The 17,447-nt window shown below is 64.1% G+C and carries 17 protein-coding genes and 1 pseudogene; 13 read left to right on the top strand and 5 right to left on the bottom strand.

All coding sequences use genetic code 11. The features are described 5' to 3' along the window. The first annotated feature begins 30 nt into the window (after positions 1-30). Both ACUJB0_RS00975 and ACUJB0_RS00980 read left to right on the top strand, forming a co-directional pair. Positions 31-813: a DNA/RNA non-specific endonuclease gene (locus ACUJB0_RS00975; protein WP_444843553.1), complete on the top strand. Its 783-nt coding sequence runs from the start codon at positions 31-33 to the stop codon at positions 811-813. A gap of 2 nt (positions 814-815) precedes the next feature. Then, a complete protein-coding gene (locus ACUJB0_RS00980) occupies positions 816-1,064 on the top strand; it encodes a hypothetical protein (RefSeq protein ID WP_161088690.1) in 249 nt (82 codons plus the stop codon). A gap of 15 nt (positions 1,065-1,079) precedes the next feature. Here the strand turns inward: ACUJB0_RS00980 and ACUJB0_RS00985 are convergent, their stop codons facing one another. Both ACUJB0_RS00985 and ACUJB0_RS00990 read right to left on the bottom strand, forming a co-directional pair. Further along, a complete protein-coding gene (locus ACUJB0_RS00985) occupies positions 1,080-2,072 on the bottom strand; it encodes a sensor domain-containing diguanylate cyclase (protein WP_444843554.1) in 993 nt (330 codons plus the stop codon). Between the two features lie 12 nt (positions 2,073-2,084). Beyond that, positions 2,085-2,798, bottom strand: coding sequence for a sensor histidine kinase (locus ACUJB0_RS00990; RefSeq protein ID WP_444843555.1), 714 nt, complete (start codon positions 2,796-2,798; stop codon positions 2,085-2,087). Between the two features lie 263 nt (positions 2,799-3,061). Here ACUJB0_RS00990 and queE point away from each other — a divergent pair, with 263 nt between their 5' ends. The 5 genes from queE (at position 3,062) to ldcA (ending at position 6,572) form a co-directional block, all read left to right on the top strand. Next, positions 3,062-3,697, top strand: coding sequence for a 7-carboxy-7-deazaguanine synthase (queE, locus tag ACUJB0_RS00995; RefSeq protein WP_444843556.1), 636 nt, complete (start codon positions 3,062-3,064; stop codon positions 3,695-3,697). A 2-nt stretch (positions 3,698-3,699) separates the two neighbouring features. Continuing rightward, the gene (gene queD, locus ACUJB0_RS01000) at positions 3,700-4,146 is read left to right on the top strand and encodes a 6-carboxytetrahydropterin synthase QueD (protein WP_117015083.1); all 447 of its coding nucleotides are present in this window, start codon (positions 3,700-3,702) and stop codon (positions 4,144-4,146) included. Then, the gene (tadA, locus tag ACUJB0_RS01005) at positions 4,139-4,621 is read left to right on the top strand and encodes a tRNA adenosine(34) deaminase TadA (protein ID WP_444843557.1); all 483 of its coding nucleotides are present in this window, start codon (positions 4,139-4,141) and stop codon (positions 4,619-4,621) included. Before queD ends, tadA begins: the two co-directional genes overlap by 8 nt. A 75-nt stretch (positions 4,622-4,696) precedes the next feature. Next, positions 4,697-5,641 carry an alpha/beta fold hydrolase gene (locus tag ACUJB0_RS01010; RefSeq protein WP_444843558.1) on the top strand — a complete coding sequence of 315 codons (945 nt, stop codon included), beginning with the start codon at positions 4,697-4,699 and terminating at the stop codon, positions 5,639-5,641. 10 nt (positions 5,642-5,651) lie between these two features. Continuing rightward, entirely contained in the window at positions 5,652-6,572 is a 921-nt protein-coding gene (gene ldcA / locus ACUJB0_RS01015; RefSeq protein WP_444843559.1) for a muramoyltetrapeptide carboxypeptidase, read from the top strand. Positions 6,573-6,579: 7 nt separating this feature from the next. Here ldcA and ACUJB0_RS01020 read toward each other — a convergent pair. Further along, a pseudogene (locus tag ACUJB0_RS01020) lies at positions 6,580-6,702 on the bottom strand (PEP-CTERM sorting domain-containing protein); the annotation flags it as partial. Between the two features lie 401 nt (positions 6,703-7,103). On the opposite strand from ACUJB0_RS01020, the gene ACUJB0_RS01025 reads away from it, so the two are divergent. The 4 genes from ACUJB0_RS01025 (at position 7,104) to ACUJB0_RS01040 (ending at position 11,697) form a co-directional block, all read left to right on the top strand. Further along, positions 7,104-8,705, top strand: a complete 1,602-nt coding sequence (locus ACUJB0_RS01025) for an ABC-F family ATPase (protein ID WP_444843560.1) — start codon at positions 7,104-7,106, stop codon at positions 8,703-8,705. A 95-nt stretch (positions 8,706-8,800) separates the two neighbouring features. After that, positions 8,801-9,940, top strand: coding sequence for a quinolinate synthase NadA (gene nadA / locus ACUJB0_RS01030; protein ID WP_444843561.1), 1,140 nt, complete (start codon positions 8,801-8,803; stop codon positions 9,938-9,940). Continuing rightward, a complete protein-coding gene (gene nadC / locus ACUJB0_RS01035; protein WP_161088697.1) occupies positions 9,937-10,803 on the top strand; it encodes a carboxylating nicotinate-nucleotide diphosphorylase in 867 nt (288 codons plus the stop codon). The genes nadA and nadC overlap by 4 nt, the downstream gene beginning before the upstream one ends. Before the next feature lie 114 nt (positions 10,804-10,917). Continuing rightward, a complete protein-coding gene (locus ACUJB0_RS01040; RefSeq protein WP_444843562.1) occupies positions 10,918-11,697 on the top strand; it encodes a PEP-CTERM sorting domain-containing protein in 780 nt (259 codons plus the stop codon). On the opposite strand, the gene ACUJB0_RS01045 is transcribed toward ACUJB0_RS01040, so the two are convergent. Continuing rightward, entirely contained in the window at positions 11,694-12,260 is a 567-nt protein-coding gene (locus ACUJB0_RS01045) for a GNAT family N-acetyltransferase (protein WP_444843563.1), read from the bottom strand. The two genes, ACUJB0_RS01040 and ACUJB0_RS01045, sit on opposite strands and share 4 nt — an antisense overlap. Beyond that, entirely contained in the window at positions 12,257-13,870 is a 1,614-nt protein-coding gene (gene nadB, locus ACUJB0_RS01050) for an L-aspartate oxidase (protein WP_444843564.1), read from the bottom strand. The genes ACUJB0_RS01045 and nadB overlap by 4 nt, the downstream gene beginning before the upstream one ends. Before the next feature lie 184 nt (positions 13,871-14,054). Between nadB and ACUJB0_RS01055 the strand changes: the two genes are divergently transcribed. Both ACUJB0_RS01055 and prsK read left to right on the top strand, forming a co-directional pair. Next, on the top strand, positions 14,055-15,440 hold the full coding sequence (locus ACUJB0_RS01055; RefSeq protein ID WP_444843565.1) for a TIGR03013 family XrtA/PEP-CTERM system glycosyltransferase: 1,386 nt from the start codon (positions 14,055-14,057) through the stop codon (positions 15,438-15,440). Further along, the gene (prsK, locus tag ACUJB0_RS01060; protein WP_444843566.1) at positions 15,440-17,446 is read left to right on the top strand and encodes an XrtA/PEP-CTERM system histidine kinase PrsK; all 2,007 of its coding nucleotides are present in this window, start codon (positions 15,440-15,442) and stop codon (positions 17,444-17,446) included. The genes ACUJB0_RS01055 and prsK overlap by 1 nt, the downstream gene beginning before the upstream one ends. Position 17,447 lies beyond the last annotated feature (1 nt).

Genomic DNA, 17,447 nt, shown 5'->3' on the forward strand with positions numbered 1-17,447 from the left:
GCCGCCACGCCAAATTTACTCGAAGGAATTATGTTTTTGATTCAACGAACTGTCGCGGCGGCAGCGCTCGCTTGCGGCTTGCTGGGCGCCGGCCTGGCCTGGGCCGGCAATTGCCCGGCGCATTATGTCGACGGCCGCCTGCCCGAAATCCGCAACGCCAAGATGAGCGCCGCCACCACCGAGCTGTGCTTCGGCGTGTTCGGCGTCATGCATTCGGGGATCACCCGCACGCCGCTGTGGTCGGCCGAGCATTTGACCTCCGATAATATCGAGGCGGCCAAGACCCTGTCGCGCGAGAATTCCTTCCACACGGAACCGCAGTTGCCGGCCGGCGTGCGCGCCGAACTGTCCGACTACGCCCGCAGCGGCTACGACCGCGGCCACATGGCGCCGAACGGCGACATGCCGGACCGCGAAACCCAGCACGAGAGCTTCACGCTGGCGAACATGGTGCCGCAGGACGCGGACAACAACCGCCACGTCTGGGCCGGCATCGAGGGCGCGGTGCGCAAGCTGGCGCAGAAGGAGGGCGACCTGTACGTGATCACCGGCCCGGCCTTTATCGGCGGCAATCTGCAAAAGGCCGGCAACGTGCTGGTGCCCACCCATTTGTACAAGCTGGTGTACAGCCCGCGCCAGCGCGCCGGCGCCGCCTTCTTTATCGAAAACCGCGCCGATGCGGAATATGAAACACTGAGCGTGGCGCAGCTGGAGGCGCGGGTCGGCATCAATCTGTTGCCGTCCTTGTCGGCCGAGCAAAAGGAGACGATGTTGCGTCTGCCTAAAGTCAAGCCACGTAAATCCCGGAGTTAATCATGAGTAAATTTGTACCCTACGCCAACGAGTCGGACGTGTTGAACATCGGCCAGCTGTCGATCGAAAACCGCCTGGACCGCATCACACTCAGCGGCGATGTCGACCTGACCGCCGACCAGGCCGGCCTGGCCGACGCCCGCGCGCTGCATCAATTGCTGGGCGAGGTGGTGGCGCGGCTGGAGGCGCAAAAGCTGCCGGCCAAGCTGCCGCCGCCAGCCACGCAGACGGTGGCCAATCCGTTCGACTGAACGGACCGTCGCCGGCTAGGATTGGTCCGGGTCCGGCAGGCTGATCCGGTTGCGGCCCATGTGCTTGGCGCGGTACAAGGCCGAGTCGGCGGTCGCCACCAGCTGGCTCGGGTCGCCGCCCGGCGCCGCCAGCGCAGTGGCCGCGCCTATGCTCACCGTCACCACATGCCGCGTGCTGCCCAGGTTGGGCAGGTGCAGCTGCTCAACCCGGCAGCGGATGCGCTCGGCCACGATGGCCGCGCCCTTCAGCGACTGGTTGGGCAGGATCACGGCAAACTCCTCGCCGCCGTAGCGCGCCACCAGGTCGTTGGCGCGCATTTCACTCGATACCGCGCACGCTATCCTTTGCAGGCATTCGTCGCCGCCCAGGTGGCCGTAGGCGTCGTTGTACTGCTTGAAATTGTCGACGTCGACCATCAACAGCGACAGCGGCTGCTCCTGGCGCAGGGCGCGCTGCCATTCGGCATGCAAAGTGTCGTCGAAGCAGCGGCGGTTGGCCAGGCCGGTCAGGCCGTCGCGGGTGGCCAATTGCTCCAGCGCCACCTGGGCGCGCTTCTCGTCGGTGACGTCGCGCAGGGTTTCGGCCACCGCCACCAGCTTGCCCTCGGCGTCGAAGATCGGGCTGGCGTCGGCCGCCAGGTAGCGGCGCCGCCCCACGCGCGGCATGTCGCACCAGTTTTCGGCACGCAGGCCGCTGTCGTTGTCGTTGCGGCGGATGTGCTGGTTATACAAGGCCTGGGCATCGGCGTCGCGGCCGTGCATGACCAGGTCGGCCAGTGTCGGGCGCTGCTCGTGGTAAAAACTTTTCCAGTGGTCGGTGGTGCCCAGCACTTCCCAGGCGTCGACGCCGGTCAGCCGTTCGCAGGCGCGGTTCCAGATGATGACCTTGCCGTGGACATCGATGACGAAGGTCGGTATGACCAGCAGTTCCATCAGTTTCAGCGCGAAGCCGTGTTGCATGTCGGCTTGCGAGAATTCCATCAGGTGCTGGATTTTTTGAGTGGACATTGTTGGTCCCCGTTATGCGAACGTTGGTTGAATCGGGAAAGACATGGTCAGCGCGGTGCCGTGGCCTGGTTGGCTGGAGATGTCGAAGCGGCCGCCGGCTTCGGCCACGCGCTGGGCGATGCCGCGCAGGCCGCAACCGCGCCGGGCGGGCGGATCGGGCAGGCCGATGCCGTTGTCGCGCACAGTGAGGCTCAGGCTGCCCGACACGCGGCACAGGCCGATGCAGACCTCGGACGCCTGAGCGTGCCGGGCGATATTGCTCAGCGCTTCCTGCAGGATGCGGTAGACCGCCGCGTCCAGTCGCTCGTCGGTCGGCGCGCTGAAGGCCTCGCCTTCCGCTTCCAGCCGGCAGGGTATGCCGCTCAGGCGCGAAAACTGTTCGACCTGTTGCTGGACGGCGCCCTGCAAACCACTTTCCAGCTGTTCCGGGCGTAAATCGCGCACAATGGTGCGCAGGGAACGGGTGGCTGTTTGCAGGCGCGCCTCCACCTGGGCCAGCGGCAGGGCCAGCGCTTCATGCTGCTGCGCCAGCTTGGCGACGTCGAAGGTCATGGCCAGCAGGTGCTGTCCCATGTCGTCGTGCAGGTCGCGGGCGATGCGGCGGCGTTCGGCATCGCGCAGCGATTGCTGGCTGGTGTTGAGGCGGCACACTTGGGCGCGGGTGTCGGCCAGCGCCTGGTCGGCCAGTTCGCTGCGGCTACGCTCGCGGGCCAGTGCGGCATCCATGGCCGAGAGCGCGGCCCGTAGCCGGCGTTGCCGCCACAACATTAGGAGGGCTATGCCGGCGAGTAATAACGCGCCGACGGCGATGACATCAATTTCCAAGAACGGTTGTGCGTAGCGCATGATTTATTTTCCCCTGGTAGCGTCCACCAGATCAACATTACGTTGTTGCTGTGCAGTAGTATTGCGCCATGTCAATTTCCTCCGGCATAGACCGGAAAGTGTGGCGTGGGATATAATTGAGGGTTGTCCTATCAGGAACCGCCGTGACTTACAGCATCAAAGAGATTTTTTACACGCTGCAAGGCGAGGGCGCCCACGCCGGGCGTCCCGCCGTGTTCTGCCGTTTTTCCGGCTGCAATTTGTGGACCGGACGTGAGAGCGATCGCGCCAGCGCCGTCTGCCAGTTCTGCGATACCGACTTTGTCGGCACCGACGGCGAAGGCGGCGGCAAGTTCACCACGCCGGAAGCGCTGGCCGCGACCATCAACGCGCTGTGGCCGGACACTTATACCGCCAGCAAATACGTGGTGTTCACCGGCGGCGAACCGCTGTTGCAGCTGGATACCGCGCTGATCGATGCGATGCATGCGGTCGGCTTCACGATCGCGATCGAGACCAACGGCACGCTGCCGGTGCCGGAAGGCGTGGACTGGATCTGCGTCAGCCCGAAGATGGGTTCCAAGCTGGTGGTGACCAAGGGCAGCGAGATCAAGGTGGTGATCCCCCAGACCGGGCAGGACTTGTCGGTCTACGAGCAATTGGACTTCGAGAATTTCTTTGTGCAGGCGATGGATGGCCCGCTGGCCGAGTTCAATATCAAACTGGCGATCGACACCTGCAAGCGCAATCCGAAATGGAAACTGAGCTTGCAAACCCATAAACTTTTACAGATACCCTAATCATGCTGACCATTACCCGCAAGCTGGAGTTCGACGCCGGCCACCGCATCCCCGACCACAAGAGCCAGTGCCGCAACCTGCATGGTCACCGCTACACGCTGGAAATCACGCTGACCGGCAACATCATCACGGCCGAGGGTAATTCCGACAACGGCATGATCATGGACTTTTCCGACATCAAGGCGCTGGCGAAGGAACACCTGGTCGACGTCTGGGACCATTCCTTCATCGTCTACGAGAAGGATGCCGCGGTGCGCGATTTCCTCGCCACGCTGCCGGGCCACAAGACGGTGGTGATCGACCGCATCCCGACCGTGGAAAACCTGGCCCACGTGGCCTTCGAGATCCTGAAGGCGGCCTACAAGGACCGCTACGGCACCGGCCTGCACCTGCACAAGCTGGTGCTGCACGAAACCCCTAACTGCTGGGCAGAAATCACCGATGCCTGATGACGATTTTATGCGGCAGGCGCTCGAACAGGCCCAGCACGCGTGGGATCTGGGCGAGGTGCCGGTGGGCGCGGTCGTGGTCAAGGACGGCGTGGTGATCGCGCGCGGCTACAATCAGCCGATCGGCCGGCATGACCCGACCGCGCACGCGGAGATCGTCGCGCTGCGGGCGGCGGCCGAGGCGCTGGGCAATTACCGGCTGCCGGGCTGCGAGCTGTACGTGACGCTGGAGCCGTGCGTGATGTGCTCGGGCGCGATGATGCATGCGCGCCTGGCCAAGGTGGTGTACGGCGCCACCGATCCCAAGACCGGCGCCTGCGGCTCGGTGGTCAACCTGTTCGAGCAGGAGCAGCTCAATCACCACACCGCCATCGCCGGCGGCGTCATGGCCGACGAGTGCGGCGCGATGTTGAAATCCTTCTTTGCCGCCCGGCGCGCGGCGGCGGCAGCGGCCAGGCGCGGCGCCACGGAATAGCGGCGGTTTTCTCCGGCGCGGATAAAATGGTATGCTCAAAATACTGTTATCCGTACCGTCCTGGGAGAGACCGCCTTGGCTACCGCACAAGCAAACGGCATCACGATCGCTTACGAGGCCAGCGGCAATCCGCTGGACCCGGCGGTATTGCTGATCATGGGCCTGGGCATGCAGCTGATCTCGTGGCCGCAGGACCTGGTCGACGGCCTGGTGGAGCAGGGCTACTACGTGATCCGCTTCGACAACCGCGACAGCGGCTTGTCCAGCAAGTTCGACCATCTCAAGCAACCCAATCTGATGCTGGCCTACCTGAAATCGCTTGTGGGCTGGAAGCAGTCGCCCGCCTACACGCTCAACGACATGGCCGACGACGCGCTCGGCCTGCTCGATGGGCTGGGCATCGCCGGCGCGCACCTGGTCGGCGCCTCGATGGGCGGGATGATCGCGCAGATCTTCGCCGCCCGCCATCCCGGGCGCACGCTGAGCCTGACGTCCATCATGTCCAGCAGCGGCCGGCGCGGCCTGCCCGGCCCGACGCCGGCCGCGCGCAACGCGCTGATGCGCACGCCAGCCTCGCCGCACAACCGGCGCGACGTGGTCGACCGTATGGTGCAGGTGTATCGCATTATCGGCAGCCCATCGTTCCCGACGCCGGAGCGCCAGCTGCGCGACGGCATCGAGCGGGCGCTGGACCGCAGCACCTGCCCGGCCGGCATGGCGCGGCAGATGGTGGCCGTGGTGGCGTCGGGCGATCGCACGCAGTTGCTGCGCAAGATACGCTGTCCCGCGATGGTGATTCATGGCGCGGCCGATCCGCTGGTGCCGCTGGCCTGCGGCGCCGACACCGCGGCCTCGATCGCCAATGCCAGGCTGCACGTGATCGAGGGCATGGGACACGACTTGCCGCCGCAGTTGATCGAGCGCTTGCTTGCCTTGCTTGAGCATCACCTGCGCGGTAATATATTGCCCGACCATCCTCCGCTGATGCCGCACCGGGCGGGCAGCGGCACCCATCAATGACAGGGGCATCTTGAGCACATCGACTTTCGGCATCGCGATTGCCGCCACGGGCGGTTACGCGCCCGACCACGCAGCACTGCAAAACGGCATCGAACGCCTGCGCCAGCAAGGCCATCTGGTCCACAACTATTACGACGACGATAAAAAATTCCAGCGCTTCGCCGGCACCGACGCCGGCCGCCTGGCGCAGCTGAACGCGGCCGCCGCCGATCCCGAGGTGCAGGTGGTGATCGCCTTGCGCGGCTCCTACGGGATGAGCCGGCTGTTGCCCTCGATCGATTTTCACGCGATGGCCGACAGCGGCAAGCTGTTCGTCGGCTACAGCGATTTCACGGCGTTCCAGATGGCGTTGATGAAGCAGACCGGCCGCATCAGCTTTGCCGGCCCGATGATGTGCGACGATTTTATCCGCGAGACGCCGGCCGATTACACGATGCGGCAGTTCCGGGATTGCCTGCGCGGTCCGGTGCACATGGTGCGCGGCGCGGTGGCGGAGGGCGGCGCGGACAATCCGCTGGTCGATGTCGGCGGCAAGCTGTGGGGCGGCAACCTGGCGATGCTGGTCAGCCTGCTGGGCACGCCGTATTTCGCGGCTGAGCCCAATGGCATCCTGTTCCTGGAGGATATCAGCGAGCATCCGTACCGGGTCGAGCGCATGGTGTTGCAGCTGCTGTACGCCGGCGCGCTGGACGGCCAGCGGGCGCTGGTGCTGGGCGATTTCTCGGGCTACAAGCTCAGCGCTTTCGACAACGGCTACGATTTCGAGACCATGCTGGCCTACCTGCGCGAGCGCCTGCCAATGCCGGTGCTGACCGGCCTGCCATTCGGCCATATAAAAGAACGCGCCACGCTGCCTTACGGCGGCATGGCGCATCTGGTATCGAGCGAACGCGGCTTCGATCTGACGATCAGCGATTACCCGACGTTGTAGTGCCGATTCAAGCGAGTGCTTTGCTTTGACGGCGCTTGAGGAAGCCGATCGCGCCCAGTCCGGCCAGGAACATGGCATAGGTTTCGGGCTCCGGCACCGGCAATGCCGAGGTGGTGACACTCATGAAATCGTTTTGGGTATGCAGTTCCCAGCCCAGGTAGCCCCAGGCATTGGTGACCAATCGCATCGCAATCGGGCCATCGGCGCGGTTGATGCCACTCAGCGCGCCGTTCAGGGCGCTGTAGACGCACGGATCGGCGTTCAGGTCGAAGCTCAGGGTTTGCCAATTGTGCGTGCCAAATGCATGGAAAAACTCCTTGTCTAAGGTTTGCTAGGAACCACCCGCTGAATATATATCAACAGTTTTTAAAAAGATATCAAAAAAATATATAAAATAATAATAAGTGTTTTATGTGGGTTTTTGCCCAATGAGGCGATTTGGCCCGGACCATTCCAGCAGCGCTCCATCAATGGTAAAATGCCCGGTTATCCAGCATCACTGCTAAATTCAACGCTTTAAGGGCTTTACTCGTGCTATCCACAGCTAACATCACCATGCAATTCGGCGCCAAGCCGCTGTTCGAAAACATTTCCGTCAAATTCGGCGATGGCAACCGCTATGGCCTGATCGGCGCCAATGGTTGCGGCAAGTCCACCTTCATGAAAATCCTGGGCGGCGACCTGGAACCGTCGGGCGGCAACGTGATGCTGGATACGAACGAGCGCCTGGGTAAGCTGCGCCAGGACCAGTTCGCCTACGAAGAGATGCGCGTGCTGGACGTGGTGATGATGGGCCACACCGAGATGTGGGCGGCGATGCAGGAACGCGATGCGATCTACGCCAATCCCGAAGCCACCGACGACGACTACATGAAGGCCGCCGAGCTGGAAGGCAAAGTCTCCGAATACGACGGCTACACCGCCGAGTCGCGCGCAGGTGAGCTGCTGCTGGGCGCCGGCGTCAGCATCGACCTGCACCAAGGTCCGATGAGCAATGTGTCGCCAGGCTGGAAGCTGCGCGTGCTGCTGGCGCAGGCGCTGTTCTCGAATCCGGACATCCTGCTGCTCGACGAACCGACCAACAACCTGGACATCAACACCATCCGCTGGCTGGAAGACGTGCTCAACGAGCGCAACTCCACCATGATCATCATTTCCCATGATCGCCACTTCCTGAACCAGGTCTGCACCCACGTGGCCGACATGGACTACGGCACGCTGAAGATCTATCCGGGCAACTACGACGAGTACATGTTCGCCTCGACCCAGGCCCGCAACCAGCAGCTGGCCAACAACGCCAAGGCCAAGGAAAAGGTCGCCGAGCTGCAGGACTTCGTGCGCCGCTTCGCCGCCAACAAGTCCAAGGCCCGCCAAGCGACCTCGCGCGCCAAGCAGATCGAGAAGATCAAGGTCGACGACATCAAGCCATCGTCGCGCGCCTATCCGTTCGTGCGTTTCGACGGCGAGAAGAAGCTGCACCGCCTGGCGGTCGAGGTGGATTCGATTTCGAAGAAGTACGACCGCCAGCTGTTCAATAACTTCAGCATCATGGTCGAGGCGGGCGAGCGCATCGCCATCATCGGCGCCAACGGCGCGGGTAAGACCACGCTGCTGCGCTGCATCGGCGGCGACGATATCGCCGGCCTGCACGCCGATCACGGCACGGTCAAGTGGGCCGAGAACGCCAACGTCGGCTACATGCCGCAGGATCCTACCGAGGAGTTCGCGGCCGGCGAGACGCTGACCGACTGGATGGGCCACTGGACCAAGGAAGGCGACGATGACCAGGCCGTGCGCTCCATCCTGGGCCGCCTGCTGTTCGGCGGCGACGAGGTGAGGAAGTCGGTCAAGGTGCTGTCCGGCGGCGAGAAGGGCCGCATGATGTACGGTAAGCTGATGCTGGGCCGCCACAACGTGCTGCTGCTCGATGAACCGACCAACCACATGGACATGGAATCGATCGAGTCGCTCAACATCGCGCTGGAAAAATACGCCGGCACGCTGATCTTCGTTTCCCACGACCGTGAATTCGTGTCGTCGCTGGCGAACCGCATCATCGAGATCAAGGAAAACGAAGTGGTCGATTTCCGCGGCAACTACGAAGACTACCTGAGCAGCCAAGGCATCGACTAAACGTCGGTCCGAGTCCGATAAAGAATCCCGCCGCAAGCGGGATTCTTTGCAATGTGCGATAGTTATTGCCTCACGTTTTACGTTCACTGAACACCATGGAAACCATAGAGATCAAATCCGTCGAGTACGAGCATCCTCAAGACGGAGCCAGCTGCACCGCCCACGCCTGGGCGCGCACGCCAGCGACGCCATCCCCCGAGCAACGCACCGCCCTCAAGGAGCGCATCAAGCGCCTGTTGAAGGAAAAGGAGGCGGTGCTCGTTTCCCACTATTACGTCGACGCCGACCTGCAGGACCTGGCCGAGGAAACCGGCGGCTGCGTTTCCGATTCGCTGGAGATGGCGCGCTTCGGCCGCGACCATCCGGCCAAGACGCTGGTGGTGGCCGGCGTGCGCTTCATGGGCGAGACCGCCAAGATCCTCAGCCCTGAAAAGCGCATCCTGATGCCGGACCTGGACGCGACCTGCTCGCTGGACCTGGGCTGCCCGGCCGATGAATTCACCGCCTTCTGCGACGCCCATCCGGACCGCACGGTGGTGGTGTACGCCAACACCAGCGCCGCCGTCAAGGCGCGCGCGGACTGGATGGTGACCTCGTCGATCGGCCTGGACATCGTCAAGCACTTGCACGAGCAGGGCAAGAAAATCCTGTGGGCACCGGACAAGCACCTGGGTTCCTACATCCAGAAGCAGACCGGCGCCGACATGCTGTTGTGGCAGGGTTCCTGCCTGGTGCACGACGAGTTCAAGGGCATCGAACTCGATCTGCTGAAGGCCGAGTATCCGAACGCCAAGGTGCTGGTGCACCCTGAATCGCCGGCTAATGTGGTGGCGCTGGCGGACGTGGTCGGCTCGACCACGCAGATCATCAACGCCGCCGTGGAGTCGGACGCCGATACCTTCATCGTCGCCACCGACAACGGCATTTTGCACAAGATGCGGGCCGCCGCGCCGGGCAAGCGTTTCATCGAAGCGCCGACCGCCGGCAACAGCGCCAGCTGCAAGAGCTGCGCGCATTGCCCGTGGATGGCGATGAACGGCCTGCAGAACCTGGCCGACGTATTGGAAAAAATGGATGGCGCCAACGAGATCCATGTGGATCCGGAAATCGGCAAACAGGCGGTGACCTCCATCAACCGCATGCTGGATTTCGCGGCAGCCAAGAAGGCCAAGGTCCAGCCCGGCGCTGACCTGGCAAAAGAAGCTAAACTGTTTTCGGGAATCGGTCCGGCATGAGTACCTTAGTCAACACCTTTGCGCCGTTCGACGACGCGCTGAAGTCCGCCTTCGAAGGCAACCTGCTGGCAGCCCTGCTGGAAGACGTGGGCAGCGGCGACCTGACCGGCCTGCTGGTGCCCGATGGCGGCCGCGCCACCGCGCGCGTGATCGTACGCGAGGACGCGGTGCTGTGCGGCGCGCCCTGGTTCGAAGGCATCATGAACTGCATGCAGGCCGGCATCGAGATCGACTGGCAATATGCCGAGGGTGATCTGATGAAGGCAGACAGCCTGGTCTGCACGATCCAGGGGCCGGCGCGCGCGCTGCTGACGGCGGAACGGGCTGCGCTGAATTTCCTGCAGCTGCTGTCGGGCGTGGCGACCGCGACCCGCAAGTATGTCGATGTGATCGCCGGCACCCGCGCCGCCATCCTCGATACGCGCAAGACCATGCCTGGCCTGCGCCTGGCGCAGAAGTACGCGGTGCGCGTTGGCGGCGGACAGAACCAGCGCCTGGCGCTGTATGACGGCATCCTGATCAAGGAAAACCATATCGCGGCGGCCGGCGGCATCACCGCCGCGGTGTTGGCGGCCAAGCGCCTGGAGAAGGGCGTGACGATCCAGGTCGAGGTGGAAAGCATCGCGGAGCTGGAGGAGGCCCTGGCGGCCGATGCCGCTTCCATCCTGCTGGATAACTTCAGCCTCGACATGATGCGCGAAGCGGTGCGGCTCAACGCCGGCCGCGCCTTGCTGGAAGCGTCCGGCGGCATCAACTTCGATACCGTGCGTGCCATCGCGGAAACCGGCGTGGACCGCATCTCCATCGGCAGCCTGACCAAGGACGTGCGCGCGACGGACTACTCCCTGCGCATCGTCGGCTAGGCCCGTCGCAAAAAAATTAATCTAATTTCATCAATATTATTAATTAAGAATGACTTAAATATAATATAATCGCTCCTGTTATTTTTTTAACCACTAACGACAGGAGCGAATTCGATGAAATTGCAATTTTTGGCGGGTGTTGTGGCGTTGGGCCTGGCTGGCTTGGCGCATGCGGATGGTTTCGTCAACGGTAACTTCGAGGCTGGCAGCACCGCCGGCTGGACGACCGGCGGCGGTGACCGTTCCTACACCAACAACGCCAGCATACTCCCCTCCCAATTCCTGCCAGGCGGCAGCCTGAACCAGGACAGCGGCAGCCGTGGCGCCGTGATCGATGGCAGCTACGTCGATCCCAACCTGGGCTCGCTGATCGGGACGACCGTGTACAGTGGCAAATATGCATATCGCGCGGAAGATACGATCTCCGGCGGCCTGGCGACGGTCATCAGCCAGAAAGTCAACAACTACACCGAGGCGAACATCTATTTCGCCTGGAAAGCCGTGCTGGAAAATGGCGGCCACGTTGAAGACGAATCGGCACTGATGATGCTGACTTTGACTGACAACACCACCGGCAAATTGCTGATCAATCGCAGCTACAACGCGGGTTACACCGGTGGCGGTGTGGATAGCCGTTTCGCCAGCCATGGCGATCTGTTCTACACGCCTAACTGGCAGGTGGAGCAATTGAGCATCGACCAATCCCTGTCCGGCCACAGTTTCACGCTGTCGCTGCTGGCGGCCGACTGCCAGCCGACCGCACACACCGGCTACGCCTACCTGGACGGCTTTGGTTCGGTCTCGCCACCGGTTCCTGAACCAACCACCTACGGCATGATGCTGGCCGGCCTGGGCCTGCTGGGCTACATGGCTCGCCGCAAGAAATCGGCTTAAGCTGGCTGGTGCCGCTGGGCGGTGCCAGGGGCTATGCTCTTGCGCATTTTTGCCAGCGGCACCTTGATATCGCCGGGCAGTGTAATTTCAAATCGTTCCACCAGCGTAAAGCCGCATGCCAGATACAGGGGCACGCCTGGCATGGTGGCGGCCAGTTCCAGCGTGTGGAAACCGCCGGCCGTCGCCGCGTCGCTGCAATGGGTCAGCAGCAAGCGGCCCAGGCCCTGGCGGGCAGCCGACGGGTCGACGAAGAAGGCGCGGATGCGCGCCGCTTCCGTGGCCGGATCGAGCAGCGGATCGGCGCCTTGCTTGGCGCGGTCGGCGCCGAACAGCGTGCTGCGCTTGCTCCAGCCGCCGCAGGCCACCAACTCCCCATGCTTTTCAATCAGAAAATAGGTCTGGTCCGCGACCAGCTGGGTATCCACGCCGAAGACATGACGGGTGATGGCCTCGGCTTGCTCCTTGCTGTAGAAGCCATCGCTCAACTCGATCCCCGAGCGCGCGATCAGCGCCTCCATCGCGGGAATGTCGGCTGGCTGGGCGGCGCGCACGGTGATCGTCATTTGCGGCGGGACGGCGTGAGGATGCTCGGCAGCGCTTTCGGCAGCGTCTCCGGATAGTCGCGACTGAAGTGCAGGCCGCGGCTCTCGTGGCGCTGCAAGGCGCTGTTGACGATCAGGTTGGCCACGTCGACCAGGTTGCGCAGCTCCAGCAGGTCGTGCGTGATGCGGAAGTTCTGATAGTACTCATCGATTTCTTCCTTCAGCAGCGCGATGCGGTGCTGGGCCCGTTCCAGCCGCTTGGTGGTGCGCACGATGCCGACATAGTTCCACATGAAGCGGCGCAGCTCGTCCCAGTTGTGGGCGATGACCACTTCCTCGTCGGCGTCGGTGACGCGGCTTTCGTCCCAGTCCGGCAGGTAGGGCACTTCGCCGGGGGGCTTGGCGGCGATATCGGTGGCGCAGGCGCGGCCGATCACCACGCATTCAAGCAGCGAGTTGCTGGCCAGGCGGTTGGCGCCGTGCAGGCCGGTGCAGGCGGTCTCGCCGACGGCGTACAGGCCCGGCAGGTCGGTGCGTCCTTGCAGGTCGGTGACCACGCCGCCGCAGGTGTAGTGCGCGGCCGGCACGATCGGAATCGGCTGCTTGGTGATGTCGATGCCCAGTTCCAGACAGCGCGCGTAGATGGTCGGGAAGTGTTCGATCAGGAACTCGGCCGGCTTGTGGCTGATGTCCAGGTGCACGTAGTCGAGGCCGCGTTTCTTGATCTCGAAGTCGATGGCGCGCGCCACCACGTCGCGCGGCGCCAGCTCGGCGCGCTCGTCGTGGGCCAGCATGAAGCGGGTGCCGGCGGCGGCGCCAGCCTCGGGCGGCAGCTTGAGCAGGCCGCCTTCGCCGCGGATCGCCTCGGTGATCAGGAAGGACTTGGCGTACGGGTGGTACAGGCAGGTCGGGTGGAACTGGATGAATTCCATGTTCGACACGCGGCAGCCGGCGCGCCAGGCCATGGCGATGCCGTCGCCGCTGGCGGTGTCGGGATTGGTGGTGTACAGGTAGACCTTGCCGGCGCCGCCGGTGGCCATCACGGTGTGCTCGGCGGCGAAGGTCAGCACCTGGCCGGTCTTCTCGTCCTGCACGTAGAGGCCGTAGCACTTGGGCTGGGCGTTGCCTTTTTTGACAGGGTGCAGCTTGTCGGAGGTGATCAGGTCGATCGCGCAGTGGTGTTCGAACAGGCTGATGTTCGGGTGCGCGCGGACTTTTTCCTCCAGCGTCACCTGCACGGCGTGGCCGGTGGCGTCGGCCGCGTGGATGATGCGGCGCTGGCTGTGGCCGCCTTCGCGGGTCAGGTGGAAGCCCAGTTCGGCCGTGTCGTCGCGGGTGAAGGGCACGCCTTGTTCGATCAGCCATTCGATCGCTTCGCGGCCGTGCTCGACGATGTAGCGCGTGGCGCCCTCGTCGCACAGGCCGCCGCCGGCGACCAGGGTGTCGTCGATGTGCTGGGTGTGGCTGTCGCCCGAATCGAGCACGGCGGCGATGCCGCCCTGGGCCCAGTTGCTGGCGCCGTCCTTCAGGGCACGCTTGGAAATGATCGCGACTGTGCGCGTTTCGGCCAGGTGGAGGGCGACCGACAGGCCGGCCAGTCCGCTGCCGACAATTGCAACATCAAATTTCATGATTACGTTTGGATGCGGTAAGGAACCATGACTATAGACCATTTGTCATGAACGCGTCATATCCGTCTGATTTTCGGCGATTTCGGGCCTGAACCGATCAGCCGATTGTGGCCGCTCAAGACGCAACTGCCGGGGGTTGGCGATGATCGGAACTACACCGCCGTTTGGTGCCGGGGAGCGGATCGTGATCAGGATATTCCACCATTATGTATCGAAGATGGGCTTCATGCTGTTGCTGCTGGAGCTGCTTGTGCTGTTGACGGCGGCCGTGGCCAGCGCGCCTTTGTGGCTCAAGGGCCGGCATGGCGGCGCCGACCAGCTGTACTTGCCGGCGCTGGCGTTCGCGCTGGTGATGGTGCTGAGCATGGGCACGCTGGGCATGTACCAGCACAACCAGTCGCGGGAGGACATCAAGAACACGTTGCTCCGCATCCTGCCGTCGTTCGTGCTGGGTTTTTGCCTGGTGAATTTGTTGTCGAACATGATACCCGGCCTGCCATTCGGGCGTGTGGGCAGCGTGGTGTTCGTGCTGGGCGGGGCGGCGGTGCTGCTGGCGCGGCTGGTGGTGTTCACGTCGGCCCAGTCGAGCATGATGGAGCAGCGGTTGATCGTCATCGGCGATGGCGCCACGGCGCGCGAGTGCCTGGAGCTGGGCGCCAGCAGCGTCGGTTTCCACGCGTTCAAGGTGGTGGGCTTTGTGCCGGTGTCCGGCGAGGTCTCCTGCGTGCCGGCCACGATGCTGCTGCCGGCGGACTTGTCGCTGCTGTCGCTGGCGCGGCGCTATGCGGTCGATGAGATCGTCGTGTCGGTCGGCGACCGGCGCAATGGGGCGTTTCCCGTCCGGCAGTTGCTCGAGTGCGCGCTGGGCGGCGTGCAGGTGACCGACGCCGCCACCTTTTTCGAGCGGGAGGCCTGCCAGATCCGCGTAGATTCGCTGCAGCCTAGCTATTTGATCTTCGGCGGTGGCTTCGACCAGAGTCTGCTGCGGGCGGCCGTCAAGCGCGCCTTCGACCTGGTGGCCAGCGGCGCGATTTGTGTGGCGTCGCTGCCGGTAATGCTGCTGACGGCGTTGGCGATCCGCATCGAGGACGGCGGTCCGGTGTTCTATCAGCAGGAGCGGGTCGGGCGCGACAACCGTCGTTTCAAGGTGCTGAAGTTCCGCAGCATGCGGCTGGATGCCGAGCAGGACGGCAAGCCGAAATGGGCGGCGCTGGACGATCCGCGCGTGACCGCCGTCGGCCACTGGATACGCAAGCTGCGCATCGACGAGTTGCCGCAGATGCTCAATGTGTTCAAGGGCGAGATGAGCTTTGTCGGGCCACGTCCGGAGCGGGCGTATTTTGTCGACCAGCTGTGCGGTCAGATCGCCTATTACAACGTGCGGCACAGCATCAAGCCGGGCATTACTGGATTGGCGCAGGTGCGCTACAGCTACGGCGCCTCGGTGGATGATGCGCAGCGCAAGCTGCAATACGATCTGTATTACGTGAAGAACAACAGCCTGTTCCTCGATTTGCTGATCTTGATCGACACGGTGCAAGTGGTGTTGTTTGGAAAAGGCGGGCGCTGATGTCGTGGGCGCTGGTGGCCGGCTACAGCTACGGGCTGGCGGCGCTGGCGTTCGCGGCATTGGCGGCGCTGCTGCTGCGCGGCGGCTGGCGCGCGCGTGGACATGCGGGGGCGTTTGGCGCGGCATGCCTGGCGACGTCGGCTTGGGCGGTGCTGGTTGCCGCCGGATCGGCCTGGCACTCCGGTTTGCTGGTGGCCATGGATGCGCTGGAGGCGACGCGCACTGGCGCTTGGCTGGCGCTGCTCGTGGTGCTGGCCGGTGGCACGCGGCGTCGTGGCTGGCTGGCGGCGGCCGGGGGCTTGGCGCTGTTGAGCTGGATGCTGGCCACCGAGCAGCAGCCGTTGGCGGCCATCGTCGTGCGGCTGGGTTTGTCGGTGTTGGGGATGCTGCTGGTCGAGCACCTGTATCGCGGCACGCCGCCGGCCTCCCGCTGGGGCATCAAGTTCGCCTGTCTGGGCATCGGCGCCTTGTTCGCCTATGATTTTTACTTGTACAGCGAAGCCTTGCTGTTCCGCCGCGTCAACCAGGATATCTGGGCCGCGCGCGGCATCGTCAACACGCTGAGCGTGCCTTTGCTGGCGTTGGCGGTGGCGCGCAATCCGGTGTGGACAGCGGGTCTGTCGCTGTCGCGGCAGATCATGTTCCGCTCGGCGGCGCTGCTTGGCTCGGCTTCGTACCTGCTGGCGATGGCCGCCAGCGCCTGGTATCTGCGCTACATCGGCGGCGTGTGGGGCACGCTGATGCAGCTGGCCTGCCTGTCCGGCGCGGCCATGCTGCTGTCGGGCTTGCTGTTTTCCGGCACCGTGCGCTCGCGACTGAAGGTTTTCATCAGCAAGCACTTCTATCAAGGGCGCTACGATTATCGGCAGGAATGGCAGCGCCTCACGCACGCGCTGGCCGAGGATAGCGCGACGCTGCCGCAGCGGGCGATACAGGCGTTGGCGGAGCTGGTGGAAAGTCCGGCCGGGCTGCTGTGGCTGCGTCGCGACGGCGCCGACTTCCAGGCCGTGGCGCGGTGGAATATGCCGTTGCAGACGGCGACCGAGCCGGCCGATGGCGCCTTGTGCTCGTTCCTGGCGCAGCGCGGCTGGGTGGTCGACCTGCCGGAGTGGCGCGCCGATCCGCAGCGCTACGGTCGGCTGGGCTTGCCGGCATGGCTGGCAGAGGATCAAGGCGTGCGGCTGGTGGTGCCGCTGATGCTGGAGCGCAGCCTGTTCGGTTTCATTTGCCTGGCGCCGCCGCGCGCCAGGCTGGTGCTGAACTGGGAGGTGTGCGACGTGCTCAAGATCGCGGGGCGGCAGGCCGCCAGCTATCTGGCGCATCAGGAGTCCGCGCACAGCCTGGCGGTGGCGCGGCAGTTCGAATCGTTCAACCGGATGTCGACGTTTGTCGTGCATGACTTGAAGAACCTGGTGTCGCAGCTGTCGCTGTTGCTGGCCAACGCGGAGCGCCACAAGGCCAATCCGGCGTTCCAAGAAGACATGCTGGAAACGCTGGCCCATACGCTGGGCAAGATGCGCTCGCTGCTGCTGAAGCTGCGCCGCGACGAGGTGGCCGAGCTGTCCGCGCCGCTGCCGCTGGAGCCGCTGCTGGCGCAACTGGTGCGCGCCTGCGCGCAGCTGGAGCCCCGGCCGGTGTTGGAGTCGTGCGAGCCGGGCCTGGTGGTGCTGGCGAACCGGCAGCGGCTTGAGCGGGTGATCGGTCACCTGATCCAGAACGCGGTGGAGGCGACGCCGCGCGGCGGCCGGGTCGCGATGCGCCTGCTTCGCCGCGATGCCGCCGCTGTGATCGAGCTGAGCGACACGGGGCACGGCATGAGCGAGCAGTTCATCCGTGAGCGGCTGTTTCAGCCGTTCGAATCGACCAAGAGCGCCGGCATGGGCATCGGCGTGTTCGAAAGCCGCGAGTACGCGCGGGAGATTGGCGGGCGGCTGGAGGTGAGCAGCGCGCCGGCGCACGGGACGACGTTCCGGCTGGTGCTGCCGCTGCACGCGGACGCGGCCTGAT

It is taken from the genome of Duganella caerulea (assembly GCF_040362985.1).
Lineage (GTDB): Bacteria > Pseudomonadota > Gammaproteobacteria > Burkholderiales > Burkholderiaceae_D > Rugamonas > Rugamonas vulcania.

Excerpts from the sequence above, each read along its gene's own strand:
- nadC (WP_161088697.1), top strand. The coding sequence starts at position 9,937 with ATGAGTACCTTAGTCAACACCTTTGCGCCGTTCGACGACGCGCTGAAG.
- queD (WP_117015083.1), top strand. The coding sequence starts at position 3,700 with ATGCTGACCATTACCCGCAAGCTGGAGTTCGACGCCGGCCACCGCATC.
- ACUJB0_RS00990 (WP_444843555.1), bottom strand. The coding sequence starts at position 2,798 with ATGGATGCCGCACTGGCCCGCGAGCGTAGCCGCAGCGAACTGGCCGAC.
- tadA (WP_444843557.1), top strand. The coding sequence starts at position 4,139 with ATGCCTGATGACGATTTTATGCGGCAGGCGCTCGAACAGGCCCAGCAC.
- ACUJB0_RS00980 (WP_161088690.1), top strand. The coding sequence starts at position 816 with ATGAGTAAATTTGTACCCTACGCCAACGAGTCGGACGTGTTGAACATC.
- prsK (WP_444843566.1), top strand. The coding sequence starts at position 15,440 with ATGTCGTGGGCGCTGGTGGCCGGCTACAGCTACGGGCTGGCGGCGCTG.
- ACUJB0_RS01045 (WP_444843563.1), bottom strand. The coding sequence starts at position 12,260 with ATGACGATCACCGTGCGCGCCGCCCAGCCAGCCGACATTCCCGCGATG.
- nadA (WP_444843561.1), top strand. The coding sequence starts at position 8,801 with ATGGAAACCATAGAGATCAAATCCGTCGAGTACGAGCATCCTCAAGAC.
- nadB (WP_444843564.1), bottom strand. The coding sequence starts at position 13,870 with ATGAAATTTGATGTTGCAATTGTCGGCAGCGGACTGGCCGGCCTGTCG.
- ACUJB0_RS00985 (WP_444843554.1), bottom strand. The coding sequence starts at position 2,072 with ATGTCCACTCAAAAAATCCAGCACCTGATGGAATTCTCGCAAGCCGAC.
- ACUJB0_RS01040 (WP_444843562.1), top strand. The coding sequence starts at position 10,918 with ATGAAATTGCAATTTTTGGCGGGTGTTGTGGCGTTGGGCCTGGCTGGC.
- ACUJB0_RS00975 (WP_444843553.1), top strand. The coding sequence starts at position 31 with ATGTTTTTGATTCAACGAACTGTCGCGGCGGCAGCGCTCGCTTGCGGC.